Genomic DNA, 14514 nt, shown 5'->3' with positions numbered 1-14514 from the left:
CGCGGTGGCAGAGATTCATCTCATCGGCCGTGCTGCCTCGCCGGGTCTCGCGATCGGACCGGTTACCATGCTGACTGCGGTTGTGACCAGGCGAACGGCGAGCGACGATCCCGCGCAGGAGGCGGCGGCACTGCGGGCGGCGATTGAAGGCGCGAGGGCGGAGCTCGCCGAGCAGATCAAGACGATTCAGGGCGAGGTGGCCGACATTCTGGAATTCCAGGTCGCCATGCTTGAAGATGATGCGCTGGCGGTTGCGGCATATGAGGTCATCTCGGTGGGGATCACTGCCGACCATGCCTGGCGCTTGGCACTCGACGTGGAGATCGCCGGCTACCGCGCTGCTGAAGACGAATATTTCCGTGCCCGTGCCGCCGATATCGTCGACATCCGCGACCGCGTGCTCGCGCATCTGAGCGGCGTGGACACGGTCGCCAGGATTACCGGTGGTTCGATCGTTGCGGCTGACGACATCACGCCTTCCGCTTTTCTTGCCGCTGACTGGTCGCACGGGGGCGCCATCGCGCTGGCTGCGGGCTCACCTTCCTCACATGTCGCGATGTTGGCGCGGGCGCGCGGGGCGCCCATGGTGGTTGGGCTCGGCCCACTTTCGTGGAACGGGCAGCCACCGGCGTTGGCGCTGGTCGATGGCGACGCAGGAAGCGTGATCTTCGATCCTGAGCCGGAGACGCGTCGCCTGTTCGAGCAGCGCATGGTGGCTGCGAACACAGCGCTGGCCGCCGCAGAGGCCGCGAGCCTTGCGCCTGCCTATACGGCCGATGGCCGGCGGATCGCGGTTCTGCTCAACATCGCCGCCCCTGAAGACCTTGCGGGCCTCGATCCCGCGATTTGCGACGGCATCGGTCTCGTGCGCACGGAATTCCTGTTCGAGGCGTCTCACGGCCTGCCGGACGAGGACACGCAATATGCAGTCTACCGGCGCATTCTTGAGTGGGTCCAGGGAAGGCCGGTGACGATCCGCACCCTCGATGCCGGCGGCGACAAGCCGATCCCCGGCTTGACGGTTGACGGCGAGAGCAATCCGTTTCTCGGCCTTCGCGGCATCCGCCTCTCGCTGGCGCGGCCGGAGGTGTTCCGCGTGCAACTGCGGGCGCTGGCACGTGCGGCCGTGCACGGCGTGTTGAAAGTAATGCTGCCGATGATCGCGGTTCCCTCGGAACTCGATCGCGCCGGTGTCATGCTTGACGAGGAGGTCGCAGCACTCAGGGCGAAGGGGATCGCCTGCGCCCGGCCGCCGCTCGGCATCATGATCGAGGTTCCGGCAGCGGCGCTCTGCGCCGAGGATTTCGGCGCCGCGTTCTATTCGATCGGATCGAACGACCTGACCCAGTACACGATGGCCGCGGCGCGCGATATCGGCGCGGTCGCCGACCTCAACGATGCGGGTAATCCGGCGGTGCTGGCCCTGATCGCCCGCACCGTCGAGGCCGCCGGCAAGCGCGGTGTCGAGGTCTCGCTCTGCGGCGACGCTGCCGCCGACACCCGCCTGACGACGGCGCTGCTTGCGACCGGCTTGCGGACCCTCTCGGTGGCGCCGTTGACCGTAGCGCGGCTCAAGACCGCGATCGCAAAGGTAGGTTCATGACGGACGAAGCAGACGAAGACACGCGTGCGCCGGGCGACAGCAATGTTGCTGACTACAAGGTCATCCTGCGGCGGGTGCTCGACAACCGGCCGTCCGGGACCCGGCTCAAGCTTGCGGCGGCGCTGGGCAAGAACCGCTCCTTCGTCACCCAGATCACCAATCCGGCCTATCTGGTGCCGATTCCGGCGAAGCACGTCGCGATCATCTTCGAAGTCTGCCATCTGTCCGGCGCCGAGCGCGCGGCATTTCTGGAGGCCTATGGACGCGCGCATCCCGGCCGGCTGCGCCCATCCCATCGTGAAGCGCGCACGCGCACCATCGCGGTGACGGTGCCGGACCTCGGCGACGACAAGAAGAATCGTGCGCTCGAACAACTCGTCATCGATTTTGCGGCGCAGCTCGCACGCTACGCCGAGACCGTCGGCTGACGGATTGATCGAAACCGCAAGTGAACCATCGGGAGGCGTTTATGAAAAAGCTGATCAACGGCACCGATACGGTACTCGAAGAAAGTCTTGACGGCTTTGCGGCCGCGCACGCGGATATCCTGCTGCTTTGTGCCGACCGCAAATTTGTGCGCCGCCGAACATTGAAGTCCGGCAAGGTCGCCCTGATTTCGGGCGGCGGTTCGGGGCATGAGCCGTTGCACGCCGGCTATGTCGGCCGCGGCATGCTCGATGCCGCTTGTCCCGGCCAGGTCTTCACCTCGCCGACGCCGGACCAGATGGTCGAGGCGGCGGAAGCCGTCGACACCGGCGCAGGCGTCCTCCTCATCGTCAAGAACTACGAGGGCGATGTGATGAATTTCACCATGGCCGCCGAGATGGCCGGGCGGGAGGTTGCGAGCGTGGTGACGAACGACGACGTGGCGGTCGAGAAATCGACCTACACGACCGGTCGCCGCGGTGTCGCGGGTACGCTGATCGTGGAAAAGATGGTCGGCGCGGCGGCCGAGAACGGAATGCCGCTTGCTGCTCTCAAGGCTCTCGGCGACGACGTTAACCGACGCACCCGCTCGATGGGCGTGGCGCTGCTGCCGTGCACCGTGCCGGCGGCGGGACGGCCGAATTTCACGCTGGCCGACGACGAAATGGAAATGGGTGTTGGGATTCATGGCGAGCCTGGCCGGCGCCGAGTACGGCTGGCTCCCGCCGATGCGATTGCCGAGGAACTCGTTGGCGCGATCCTCAAGGACCTTGCGCCAAAACCCGGGAGCGAAGTGCTGCTTCTCGTCAACGGATTCGGCGCAACGCCGCTGATCGAGCTTTATTTGATGGTCAACAGCGCCAAGCGAATTCTGGAAGGTGCGGGGATCACGGCAGCGCGGTTCCTGACCGGATCCTACGTCACATCCCTCGACATGGCTGGCGTGTCGATCACCGTGTCCGTGCTCGATGGCCAGGCAAAGGAATTGTGGGATGCTCCGGTCCACACGGCGGCGCTGCGCTGGGGCACATGATCACCTCTCGCGGCTTAGTTTTTCTTTGCAGCCGAAGACTGTCGGCCCCGTTCTACCCTTGGCCAGTCTCGGCAAGAGGCCGCTCCACATTGGCCTTGAGCGCGATCGATCCAATAAGGGCAAACGTGCCGCCAAGGCGGCACGTTTGCCGAGAAAACCTTGATCGACGACAATGGGGAGCAAGGTTCGATAAGAATAGCCCGATCGGAAGGTCGGCTCATGGCGCTAAGCGGCCGTTCACGAGCATGTCCGCTCCCGGCGACGGAACGGAAGTGAAATTTCGGGACCTTCAGGTCTGTTGATGGACCCAAAGCGGACTTAAACCAGCCTAGGGTTGTCTCCGGCTGTGGGCGTGGCGCGTTAACCTAAATGCGTCGCGTGAAGGCACCGTCAACCACCAGATTTACGCCGGTGACGTAGCTCGCCGCCGGGCTCGCCGTGAACGCGACGACGTTTGCGATTTCTTCGGGCCGCGCCATCCGCCCCATTGGAATCATCTTAACTGCGTTTTGGAAGCGCTCGGGTTCGTGCTTCTTGATCCGATCCCAGGCACCGCCATCAAAAACGTCGAACCGGGGCTGACGACATTGGCGCGGATACCTTTGGGCGCGACGGTGCGGGCGAGTGACTTCATATAGAAATGCAGTGCGGCTTTGACGGAACCATAAGAGACTTTTGTATAAACATTTAGCTCTGAATCCTCGACTCCTCCGATCGAGCCGATAGCGATAATGCTCCCCGAGTTTGATCGCTCAAGGTGCGGCATGGCCGCCTCAACTGCCGTCACGGTGTGCATGAGATCGACGTCGAAGGCTGCCTGGAGGCTTCGATACTGAGGCCGAAAGATAGCGCACTGGCATTTGCCACTAAAATATCGATACCGCCAAACGTCGCCGCCGCGTCTTCAACCCAGCTCCGAAGTGCTGCTGGGTCTTTAACGTCTAGGGATCGGCCCCAAGCCTTCACTCCTTTGGATTCTAATGCCTTGACCGTTTCCTCAACGGCGTCTCCGCTGCGTGCACAAATTGCTACGTCGGCTCCTTCCAAAGCAAGACGCTCGGCGATGGCACGCCCAATGCCCCGAGCCGAGCCTGTTACCAATGCTCTTTTGCCAGCGAGCTGCAGGTCCATTTCATAGGCTCCTCTGATTCGACATCCGCTGGAAGCGCGAAGCGTGTGAAGTATGCTTGCTGTCGCGTAACGCGGCAAGACCGGGTTGACATGACGATCGTTTGAACCTGCCGAACCGCAAGTCCACTGAGAGACATGCCTGCTTGCAGGGACGAAGTCTGCGTTTGAGGAAAACCGGAGGTCACTCGCGGCGGGGCAAATCGACGCGATTGACCATTCGGCGACATTTGTGTCTTTCCAACCGCCCACCTTGAGCTGCTACGATGCGGTCTTTTGGCAAGGGATACACGAGAGGTCCATGAAGCGGCGGCAAGAGGCCTGACGAAATACGAACTCGTGATCAATGCAAAAGGTTGCCAAGCCGCTAGGCCTCACCGTGCCGCCGACATTGGCCGCCCGTGCCGATAAGGTTATCGAATGAAGGCGGTGAATGTCGCTCGATGGCAGATATTGTTGCAAAAGTCGAAAATCGAGCGACCCGGAAAATCTCGCGAAAGGTGATTTTCAGAGTGCTGTAACGTTGCGAAGCGCCATCACGCTCCTACGCAGCTCGTCGTTTTTCCGAAGAACGACGTGGTCCGTTCCCAGTTGCGCACTCAGACTTCTGAGTTTGACCTTGGCCGTGTAAAAACTCAAAAACCGAAACGCAGCGAAGAATGATATTTTTCCAGTCCAACCTCCAAGTTTAATCCGCTTGCGCCTTGAGCGACTAAAGCGGGCTTGGACGAATAACTTCTTCTATCGCGATTGAGCGTCTTCTCGTTTTCACACAGCCAAGATCCAAAGGCGAAGTGGCGGGTTACTCGATGACTTCATCCGCGAGTGCGAGCATCGTGGGCGGGATGTCGAGGCCAATAGCCTTGGCAGTTGCGAGCGGCGATAAGGATGTCGCATTTAGGCAACAGCTCCAGTAAATGTGACCCATCCCAATCTTGTCCGTCGCCTCGCTTGGGACATTCCACTAAAAACGGACTCGCCTTGGACTACGGGAACATGCGTGCAGCGTTCTTTCGGGGACCGTGCCGCGGAGTTGGGGGCAATGAAAGCCTTGCAGGCCACCTGCATCGTGAGTGCCATAACATTCACAGGAATGATCCATCAGGTCGGCGGAAACACGCCAAACGCGACTGTACCGGACGCAATTACGGAGGCGGCTGCGAGCACCCGGACGCCGGGTAGCCCTGAGCTCTCCGCCGTCGTGGCGGAAGCGTCAGGCGGAGGCGGAACAGCGCCCGGCGCGTTGCCCGGGGCGGTTTCCGGACCGCCGTTGGTGGCCCAAGCCGAAATCGGCGACGACTCTTTCGAGGCAAAATGGATTGCCTTGGGCCGCTATGATGCCGGCCAACCGGTGCCGACACCCGCGATGCCCGGCGATGCTCCCAAGCCGGCACCGGTGACGCAGGATTTCCGGTATCTCATCCATTACGTCTGGTCCGAACTGCCGCCTGCAGAGAAGCCGGCGGCGATCGTTTTAAGTTCATTCAAGGAGACCCCGGTCGGAACGCCGCTCGAGGAGATTAAGCGCGCCTCCGACGCTTTCGGTCTCGATTCCAATTTCATGAAAGCGGTTGCCAAGATCGAGTCCGGTTTCGACCCCAAGCAACGCACCGGGTCGTATATCGGCCTGTTCCAACTGAGCGAGTATGAGTTCAGCAAATTCGGCTCCGGGCAGATTCGTGATCCCCGCGACAATGCCGTTGCGGCGGCCTACAAGGTCATCACCGAAGGTATCCTGTTCGAGTGGGTGACGCACCGGAAGCCAACCTTGAGCGATCTTTACCTGATCCACCAACAGGGCTGGGAAGGCGCAGCCGAGCACATCAGCCAACCTGATCGCACCGCCTGGAAATCCATGTGTGCCACCAGCGAAGGCAGGGAGAAGGGCGAAAAATGGTGCAAACGCGCGATCTGGCGGAATACTCTTCCGGCCGTCAAACGCGCGTGGAAATCGGTCGATAAGTTGACATCGGGAGCGTTCGTCGGAATGTGGCGCGACCGGGTTGCTGAATTCTACTCGAAATACATGGCCACGGTCGCCGCCGACCGCGCGAACAAGTAAAAGCAACTTATTACTTGGGTCTGCTCGCACAGATCCTTTTTCGAGATCTTGCCGACTGGAGTCTTCGGCAAAGCGGCCCGGATCTCGAGCGCCTGCACCACCTCATGCTTGCCGAGCGGCACCCGCGAGATGAGTGCATCAGCGCGTTCAGGCGGCGCTGCGCTCTTCGGCGCTGCAGCGCTTCAGATACATCGCGGCTTCGGACGCCTTGGCGGATGCGGCGAACAGCGCCCGCTGATCGCCCTTCAGGAGCGTGAGCCACTGCGCAAGGTACTGCGCGTGGTCGGGCCGCGTTTCCTGCGTGATCCGAAGCTCCGCGCACAGGAACGCGGTGCCGATCTCGGCGACGAGCTCCTCGGCGGCATAGGCCTGATCGCCAAAGCGCTTGCCGAACTCGCGGTCAAGGCGGTGTTTCGCGCCGGTCCAGTGCGTCAGCTCGTGTACGAGCGTCGCGTAGCAGGAGGTGAGGGCAATCGTCTCGGACATGAGCGAGCGAGTACGCGCGACCTGGTACGATGTCGTTCGTGCCCAAGGCGTTAGTGAGAGGGATGCGGAAACGATACGCGGCGCGTTCCTCTATGAGGGATTTTCGCGCTAAGGCGGCAGGCCGAGAGAAAGCCCCGTACAGCGGCCTGTTTGCTTCGCATGGTTCGGTAGCGGTCACCCGGAAATATCGCACCACTGCCGGGCGGCAAACGGATTTCGCTGGCCTCAAGATGACCGCAACCCGTCCAAAGGCCCCAATTATTCAAGGGTCGCGCGATACCGGGACTTGAGCCAGCGCTGCACTGCGGAAAGACTTCTTCTTGCTCCTGCGTTACGCTTGTGATCGCCTTTATCCGGGGGCGCGAGGAGTCGATCATGACGTTTACGATCCACGCTTCCAAAGACGGACACCTGGTGCAGACGCTGCGACTGAAACCGCAGGCAGCAGTGTCAAAGGCTCGCAGCCTGAACAAGGCGGGTTGGGAGGTGCATATAACCAGCGCGCAAGGCGCTAGCTTCAGTCCGCCAATGTTCGGTGAACTCTTGCAGTCCAGAGACGATGCAAGCCTCGCACCAGACCGCGCAACGCTTGTGGCTTTGTCAGACGACACAACCGAATCCGCGATGCTCAGTTGAGCGAAACTTTTTCAATGCCAGCCATCCCGAGCGCATGCGCCGCGCCTGTGGATAGGTCGATACAGCGGCCCCTGATGAACGGGCCGCGATCATTGATGCGGACTGTGACACTGCGTCCGCTTCTCTGTGAGGTGACTGTAACTTGCGAGCCGAATGGTTTGCTGCGATGAGCGGCGGTCATCGCGCTCGGGTTCATGCGCTCGCCGGATGCGGTCCGTCCGCCGCTATATCCGTAATGAGAGGCAATGCAGGTCTCGGCCAAAGCCGATGTCGAAATACACACAAGCACTATCGCAACGCAAACGCGTAAGAGGCGGTCCATCGATTCAAACTCCCGGTCCCGCCCGAATCGAGAACTATGCTGAAGCCGCTAAGTTCCGCGGCATGTCGCCGCAAACTGCGCGCTCTGTCATTTGTGCAGCAACGGACACTAGGCGACGCTGAATCCGCCTCATGTTTTCCGCGTACGCATTTGACAGGTTCGGCGGTCGACTTTAGACGGCACTTAGCGCGCGAGGGGTCGTTACCCGCATGGGCCGAGACTTTCCTCAAAGGCTCGGGCTCCAGCATGGAGCTAGAGCCCGGTCCGGAGGACGCGCTCATCGTCGTGCTTAGGTGCTCCCGGAATGAGATTGTAAATTTGTGAAGAAAGCCAAGAAAACCAAGAAAGCCCGCGTCGCTCCCGCGTTGAAGAAGGCTGGCAGTCTTCCGGGTGCTGCGATCTCCTCTTCTTCGCCGCTCGGCATGTTGGCGCTTCATCTCCTCCAGCAATGGAGGAAGAGCGGCCGCGACGGCGTCGTATTCCTTGCCGGAGACGAGAACAGGGCGGAACGGCTCGCCAGCATTGTCCATTCACTCGACCGGTCGTCCGGCGTTCTGGTGTTTCCGAGACTGAACAACCTCCCGTTCGATGGACTTGAGCCGTCTCGCGAGATCGCCGGCAGACGGAGCTCGGTGTTGCGGCGTCTCGCCAAGTCGAAGAAACCCGTCTTCCTGGTGTCGACGGCGGAAGCGATCATGGAGCGCCTGCCGTTACCGGAAAGTTTGAGTCGCCTGAGCGTAGTTCTTAAGGTGGGTGCTAAGTATGCCGAGCAGGATCTGCAAACCCGTCTCGAGGCTCTGGGCTATGATCTCGAGGAAGAGGCGGAATTTCCGGGTACGGCGCTCTTTCACGGCAAGACGTTCGAGATCTTTCCAGCCGGCGCCCTCAATCCGTTCCGCATCGAGCACTCAGACGAAGCGATCCGCAAGATTGTCGCTGTAGACCCGGAAGAGCATGACGTCATGTTCGAGGTCAAGGAACTGCTCGTCGATCCGATGTTCGAGCGCCTTGCCTTGGAGGGCAAGCGGGGACAGCGCGCCACGCTGCCCGACTACTGCGGCCGGGCGCGATGGATCGCGGACGCAGGAATCCCTGGCCACGCCGATGGCTGGCTGAGCACAATCGAAGAGGCGGCCGGTCAGAAGGAAGTAGAGCGCGAGTATCTGGGGCGAGGGGAATGGAGGAAGCTGGCCAAGCGCATGAGCATGTTGCCTCGCAAGGCCGGCTTCGCGCCGACCCCCGATTTCTCGAAGATGGCGGCGCCCAGAAAAGCACTCCGCGCCTTTGTCGCAGGCACGCAACGCGCCAGGTCGCGGCTGCTCCTTGTTGCCGCGGTTGAGGACGACCTGCGCGCGATGGAGCGCATGAGCGGGATCAAGGCCGAGCGATTTGCCGGCTGGGACGAGATGAAGGAAGGGCGTAGCCGCGAGGGCGCGCTTCTTGCCGACTTCGATGCCGGCTTCGTCGAGGCTGGGCGCAAATCTCTCGTCGTCGTGACGGCGTCGGATGTGCTCGGCAGCAGAGCCCACCACCCGCAGCCGATGGCCAGAGCCTGGACCCCGGCTTTCGAACATCCGGAAGTGCCGGAGCCGGGCGGGGTCGTGATTCATCTTCAGCGCGGGCTGGCGGTGCTGGAGGGCTTGCAGACCTTCGACATGGGGAAAGGGGTGGCCCGCGAGATGGTCAGGCTCGAATTCGCGGGTGACGACGCCGTTCTCGTTCCCCCCGCCGATCTCGCCCTTGTCTGGCCCTACGCTGGAGAAGTCGGCAAGCTGACGCTCGACAAGGCGGACGGAAGCACTTGGTGGGGGAGACGCGGCGAGGCCGAGCGGGAAATCCAGAACGCGGCCAAGGATCTTGCGAAACATATCGCCAAGCGCCGCTGCCGGCGCGCTCCCAGGCTGGTCGCTCCGGGGCCGGCCTACGAGAGATTCGTCACGCGTTTCCCTTATTTCACGACGCCCGACCAGGCCAAGGCCATTCAGGACGTCCTGCACGATCTCGCGTCCGGTCATCCCATGGATCGGGTCATCTGTGGCGATGTCGGCTTCGGCAAGACCGAGGTCGCCTTGCGCGCTGCCGCGACCGTCGCCCTGTCGGGGAAACAGGTCGCCATCGCCGTGCCGACAACCGTTCTGGCCAGGCAGCACGTCGCGACCTTCCGCAAACGGTTCGGTCCACTCGGCATCGACGTCGGAAACCTGTCGCGGGCGACGTCGGCTGCGGAAGCGAGGCAGACGAAGGAGGGGCTGCGCCGCGGGAAACTGAAGGTTGTGGTCGGCACGCAAGCCCTTGTTTCGAAGGACGTGAAATTCGGCGACCTTGGGCTCGTCATCATCGACGAAGAACAGCATTTCGGGGCTGCGGAGAAGGTCAAACTATCTAGCCTGACGAAAGGCGTTCACACGCTTTGGATGAGCGCCACGCCCATACCGCGCACCCTAGCGGCAGGGCTCGCGGGCTTTAGAGACCTTAGCGTGATCGCGACGCCGCCCGTTCATCGGCTGCCGATCGTCACGAAGGTTGCTCCCCTGTCGGACGCCGCGATCGCCGCAGCATTGCTGCGCGAGCAGAGGCGCCGCGGTCAGAGTTTCCTTATTTGTCCCCGCATTCAGGATCTCGAGCCGATGTTGGCTCGGGTGCAGGCAGCGGCGCCGGATCTTCGTATCGTCTGTCTTCACGGCAGATTGCCCGCCGACGAGATTGACGATCGCATGATGAGTTTTGTCGAAGCGGAGGCCGACGTTCTCCTCGCGACCAATATCGTGGAGAGTGGCCTCGACATTCCCCGTGCAAACACCATGGTCGTCTGCTGGCCGGAAAAGTTCGGTCTGGCTCAGCTCCATCAGCTCCGAGGTCGGGTCGGACGGGGCGGCACGCGCGCTTTTGCTTATCTGCTGTCCGAGTCGAGCTCAGGACACTCCGAAAAGCGTCTTGCCGTTCTGGAAGAGTTCAGTAAACCCGGCGCGGGTTTCGCCATCAGCGAGCGCGATTTCGACCTCAGAGGAGCGGGAGACCTTTTCTCGGAGCGCCAGTCCGGCCATGTGCAGGTTTTCGGACCGGTACTTTACAGCCACCTCCTGAAGCAGGCTTCGGAGAAGACCGACGACAGAGCAGGCGATCTCTGGGTTCCCGACCTGAATCTGCCGATCGAGGAGATGCTGCCGACAAGCTACGTGCAATCAAAAAACATGCGCCTCGAAATCTACGGCCGCGTCGCCAGGTGTCAACGCGAGGACGATCTGGACGATCTGGAGGAAGAAACGGCGCGGCGCTTCGGCCCGCTACCGGCTGGAGCGCGCGATTTCTTCGCGGTGGCGAGGCTGAGGCTCGATTGCAAGCGGCGGGGTATCGTGAGGCTGGACGCCGGACCCGAGGCCGTTGCTGCCACGTTCCTTCCCGGCCGCCTGCGCAAAGTGAAATCGAAATCGCTGCAGCGCGATGGGGATCGCGTTGTGTATGCGAGCAAACAAGATGAGAAACCATTTGAACGGATCGAGGAGTTTATTGGGATTTTGGACGAGTAAGAACGGCTCGCCGGACGCGATTGAGTTCGGTGCTGGAGAGGTCAGCTTGTGGCGCAAAGCGGCCGCACGCTTATGGCGCCGATTGTCGAGGGGTTACTCAGAGAGCCGAGCATGAAATCGCCGCAGCGAGAATAGAACGCGTCCGTTTCGCTCCATTCAACCGCCGCGGAATTGTGGTTGGCGTTTGGCGGCGAAGGCGGCAATTCCCTCCCGAGCGTCATCCGTGCCGCTGGCGGCAATGATCGATTCCTTTTCGGCATCGAGTTGATCCGAAAGGCCGGTCTCGAATGATTGTCTTAGCATGCGACGCACGGCGCCGAAAGCGCGTGTCGGACCTGCGGCGAGTTTGGCGGCGAGGGCAACTGCTTCGCCTTCCACGGCGTCGCTCGGTGCCAAGCGCGAAACCAGACCGAATTCAAGCGCCTCCTGCGCGGTGAGGCGACGGTTGAGCAGGAAGAGCTCCTGCGCACGTCGCATTCCGACCATGCGCGGCAGGAACCAGGTGTTGCCGCCATCTGCGGTCAGGCCCAGCGCCCCATACCCCAGCGCGAACCGCGCATCGTCGGCCGCGACGACGATGTCGGCGACATACAACAGGCCCAACCCGCCGCCGCCTGCGCCACCGCGCACCGCGGCGACAACAGGTGCGTCGATGCTGGTCAGCCGCTCGATCGCGAGATGATAGCTGTCGATCATGCGGCGTAGCCGGTTCGGCAATTGCTCGCGTGCGGTGCCGGCAAAGAGTCCAAGATCGCCGCCGACAGTAAAGTTCGGCCCATTGCCCGCGATCAGGACCGCGCGGACGTCAGACCGTTCGGCGATTTGCGTCGCAGCCTCGGCGAGGTCGGCGGCCATGCGCTCGTCGATCGCGTTGCCCTTGTCCGGACGGTTCAGGCGCAAGGTTGCGACGCCCGCTTCGAAACTGAGCAGCACCGTTCGTAACGGTCCGGCGGCATCGTGCCAGCGTGCGGTATCGGTGAACTGCTCGAGCGACTTGATGCGCCCCTGGTCGATCCCGATCAGATGCGCGAAGGCTGCGTCGAGCGCGGCACCGCCTTGCTTGCCGCGGCCGCGATAGCGACCGGTAACGAGCAGGCGGCCATCGGCGAGATCGAGAAACCGTTCCGGTTCGGCGCGCGCTTCGAAATGCCGGGCGATGGCGCCCCAGCCATTGCGCCGCATCGCTGCGGGGCCGTCGTGATCGCCGCCGGTACCGAACGGCATGCCCTCGGCGATATGGCCGGTGAATTCCGGGTGCAGCAGTACGTCGAGTTGCGCGCGGTCGCCGGCGGCGAGGGCGGCATAGAGCGCACGGGCGAGGTCGGTGGGGCTGACTTCTTCCATCCCGATGATCCTCCTAGCAAATTCGCTGTTTTGGCGGCTGAATGGGAAAATTCCCTTGATGCTGCCAAGCGCTGGTGCTATTATCCAAACGGTCAGCCGGATTATTTTTAGACTAAGCCGCAGGTCTCCGCAAGAGAGCCGGTCCAGCCACGAAAGATACAAAGGGAGATGCAGCGATGAACGTCGTGCCGCGCGCGTCACAGTGGGACGAATTGATCCGGCCGGACCGGGTGCACGGCTCGCTCTACAGCGATCCCGCAATCTTCGAGGCCGAGCTGCAGAACATCTGGTATCGCACCTGGGTCTATGTCGGGCACGAGAGCGAGGTGCCGAACGCGAACGACTACGTCGTCAAATCGATCGGGCCGCAATCGGTCATCATGACCCGCGACGAGCAGGGCAAGGTCAATCTCTTGCTCAATCGCTGCTCGCATCGCGGCAACCAGGTCTGCTCCTACGACAAGGGCAATGCGCGCTCCTTCACGTGCCCGTTCCATTCCTGGACCTTTGCCAATGACGGCCGGCTGGTCGGATACGCCTTCCCGGACGGCTACGAAGGCCAAGACAAGTCAAAGCTTGCGCTCGGCCGGGTGGCGCGGGTGCAGTCCTATCGCGGTTTCGTGTTCGGCTCGTTCGCAGCCGAAGGCCCGACGTTGGAGGAGCATCTCGGCGGCGCTGCTGAAACCATCGATCGCCTGGTTCGCTTCTCGCCGGAGGGCGAGGTCGAGGTCACCGCCGGCTTCCTCAAGCACCGCGTCAAGGCCAACTGGAAATTCATCCTGGAGAACGAATGCGACGGCTATCACCCGGCCTTCGTTCATTCCTCGATCTTCGGCGTCGCTGACAGCGCGATCGGCAAGCTCTATGGCGGCGCATCGACCGCGGTGACGCGAGACTATGGCAATGGCCATACCGAAATCGATCTGCGGCCCGAGTTCCGCAAGCGCGACGCGCCGATGAGTTGGTTCGGCACCACGGAAGAGCGGCTGCCGGATTACACGGCGCGGATGAAGGCCGCCCATGGTGACCAGAAGGCGCGCGAGATCATGATCGATGGCACGCCGCATGTGATGATCTTCCCGAACCTGTTCATCGCCGAAATCCAGATGTTCGTGATCCAGCCGCTCGCGGTCGACGACAGCGTGCAGCATGTCACCGCGTTGCAGTTCAAGGGCGCGCCCGACATGAACCGGCGTCTGCGCCAGCAGACCATGGGCTCGGTCGGCCCGGCCGGATTGTTGCTGGCGGATGATTCAGAGATGTACGAGCGCTGCCACCGCGGTGTGCTGGCGCGTAACCCCGAATGGATTTTCCTCGGCCGCGGCGAGAAACGCGAGCGTCAGGACGGCCTCGGTTTCAAGATCGGACACGTCACCGACGAAATCCCGTCGCGCGGCATCTGGCGGCACTATCACAGCCTGATGGAGGCGGTGTGATGCTATCGCGCGAAAGCAGCGCCACGCTGATATCAGCCGTCACGGCCTTCATCTACAAGGAGGCGAGGCTGCAGGACGAGCACGCGTATGAGGCCTGGGAGGCGCTCTGGACCGACGACGGTGTCTATTGGGTGCCGGCCAATGGTGACGACATCGATCCCGAAAAGGAAATGTCGATCATCTACGACAACCGTTCGCGCATTTCGCTGCGCATCAAGCAATTGCTGACGGGAAAACGCCACACCCAGACGCCGCAATCGCGGCTGCGGCGGCTGGTGTCCAATATCGAGCTGCTGGACCAGCAGCCCGGCGGCGATATCTCGGTCGCCAGCAACAGCATGGTATTCGAATCCAGCCTGCGCGACGACACCATCTGGGCCGCGCGCAATGAATACCGGCTGCGCTATGTCGATGGCGAGCTGAAAATGGCGTACAAGAAGGTGATCCTGGTCAACAACGAGAAAGCGCTGTTCACGCTCTCGTTCCTTATCTAGCCGGCCAAAGGAATTTG

11 protein-coding genes and 1 pseudogene are annotated in these 14514 nt (G+C 62.0%); 8 read left to right on the top strand and 4 right to left on the bottom strand.

Features of this window, described 5'->3' with window-relative positions; genetic code table 11:
- Window positions 1-4: 4 nt before the first annotated feature.
- Genes ptsP through dhaK form a run of 3 tightly spaced genes read left to right on the top strand, consistent with a single transcriptional unit; the run spans window position 5 to window position 3062 of the window.
- Window positions 5-1603, top strand: coding sequence for a phosphoenolpyruvate--protein phosphotransferase (ptsP, locus tag KIP88_RS26350; protein ID WP_214490995.1), 1599 nt, complete (start codon window positions 5-7; stop codon window positions 1601-1603).
- Window positions 1600-2031 carry a hypothetical protein gene (locus KIP88_RS26345; protein ID WP_214490994.1) on the top strand — a complete coding sequence of 144 codons (432 nt, stop codon included), beginning with the start codon at window positions 1600-1602 and terminating at the stop codon, window positions 2029-2031. The genes ptsP and KIP88_RS26345 overlap by 4 nt, the downstream gene beginning before the upstream one ends.
- Window positions 2032-2072: 41 nt before the next feature.
- On the top strand, window positions 2073-3062 hold the full coding sequence (gene dhaK, locus KIP88_RS26340) for a dihydroxyacetone kinase subunit DhaK (protein WP_214490993.1): 990 nt from the start codon (window positions 2073-2075) through the stop codon (window positions 3060-3062).
- Window positions 3063-3427: 365 nt separating this feature from the next.
- Here the strand turns inward: dhaK and KIP88_RS26335 are convergent.
- Window positions 3428-4193: pseudogene (locus KIP88_RS26335) on the bottom strand (SDR family NAD(P)-dependent oxidoreductase).
- 1039 nt (window positions 4194-5232) lie between these two features.
- Here KIP88_RS26335 and KIP88_RS26330 point away from each other — a divergent pair.
- Window positions 5233-6252 (top strand): transglycosylase SLT domain-containing protein, encoded by a 1020-nt coding sequence (locus tag KIP88_RS26330; RefSeq protein ID WP_249791029.1) that lies wholly within the window; start codon window positions 5233-5235, stop codon window positions 6250-6252.
- Window positions 6253-6399: 147 nt separating this feature from the next.
- Here the strand turns inward: KIP88_RS26330 and KIP88_RS26325 are convergent, their stop codons facing one another.
- A complete protein-coding gene (locus KIP88_RS26325) occupies window positions 6400-6738 on the bottom strand; it encodes a zincin-like metallopeptidase domain-containing protein (RefSeq protein WP_214490990.1) in 339 nt (112 codons plus the stop codon).
- 375 nt (window positions 6739-7113) lie between these two features.
- Between KIP88_RS26325 and KIP88_RS26320 the strand changes: the two genes are divergently transcribed.
- Window positions 7114-7374, top strand: a complete 261-nt coding sequence (locus KIP88_RS26320; protein WP_214490988.1) for a hypothetical protein — start codon at window positions 7114-7116, stop codon at window positions 7372-7374.
- On the opposite strand, the gene KIP88_RS26315 is transcribed toward KIP88_RS26320, so the two are convergent.
- Window positions 7367-7696: a septal ring lytic transglycosylase RlpA family protein gene (locus KIP88_RS26315; RefSeq protein WP_214490986.1), complete on the bottom strand. Its 330-nt coding sequence runs from the start codon at window positions 7694-7696 to the stop codon at window positions 7367-7369. The genes KIP88_RS26320 and KIP88_RS26315 overlap by 8 nt on opposite strands.
- A gap of 422 nt (window positions 7697-8118) precedes the next feature.
- On the opposite strand from KIP88_RS26315, the gene KIP88_RS26310 reads away from it, so the two are divergent.
- On the top strand, window positions 8119-11223 hold the full coding sequence (locus KIP88_RS26310) for a DEAD/DEAH box helicase (RefSeq protein WP_214491101.1): 3105 nt from the start codon (window positions 8119-8121) through the stop codon (window positions 11221-11223).
- A gap of 156 nt (window positions 11224-11379) precedes the next feature.
- On the opposite strand, the gene KIP88_RS26305 is transcribed toward KIP88_RS26310, so the two are convergent.
- Window positions 11380-12567 carry an enoyl-CoA hydratase-related protein gene (locus KIP88_RS26305; protein WP_214490984.1) on the bottom strand — a complete coding sequence of 396 codons (1188 nt, stop codon included), beginning with the start codon at window positions 12565-12567 and terminating at the stop codon, window positions 11380-11382.
- Between the two features lie 176 nt (window positions 12568-12743).
- On the opposite strand from KIP88_RS26305, the gene KIP88_RS26300 reads away from it, so the two are divergent.
- Together KIP88_RS26300 and KIP88_RS26295 are read left to right on the top strand one after the other, a co-directional pair.
- Window positions 12744-14003 (top strand): Rieske 2Fe-2S domain-containing protein, encoded by a 1260-nt coding sequence (locus KIP88_RS26300; RefSeq protein ID WP_214490982.1) that lies wholly within the window; start codon window positions 12744-12746, stop codon window positions 14001-14003.
- Window positions 14003-14497: an aromatic-ring-hydroxylating dioxygenase subunit beta gene (locus tag KIP88_RS26295; protein ID WP_214490980.1), complete on the top strand. Its 495-nt coding sequence runs from the start codon at window positions 14003-14005 to the stop codon at window positions 14495-14497. The genes KIP88_RS26300 and KIP88_RS26295 overlap by 1 nt, the downstream gene beginning before the upstream one ends.
- Window positions 14498-14514 lie beyond the last annotated feature (17 nt).

The sequence above is a fragment of the Bradyrhizobium sp. SRL28 genome (assembly GCF_018596315.1).
Classification (GTDB): Bacteria; Pseudomonadota; Alphaproteobacteria; order Rhizobiales; family Xanthobacteraceae; genus Bradyrhizobium.
Note: the sequence above shows the minus strand (reverse complement) of the source record. Positions and strands in the feature narration are given on the sequence as shown.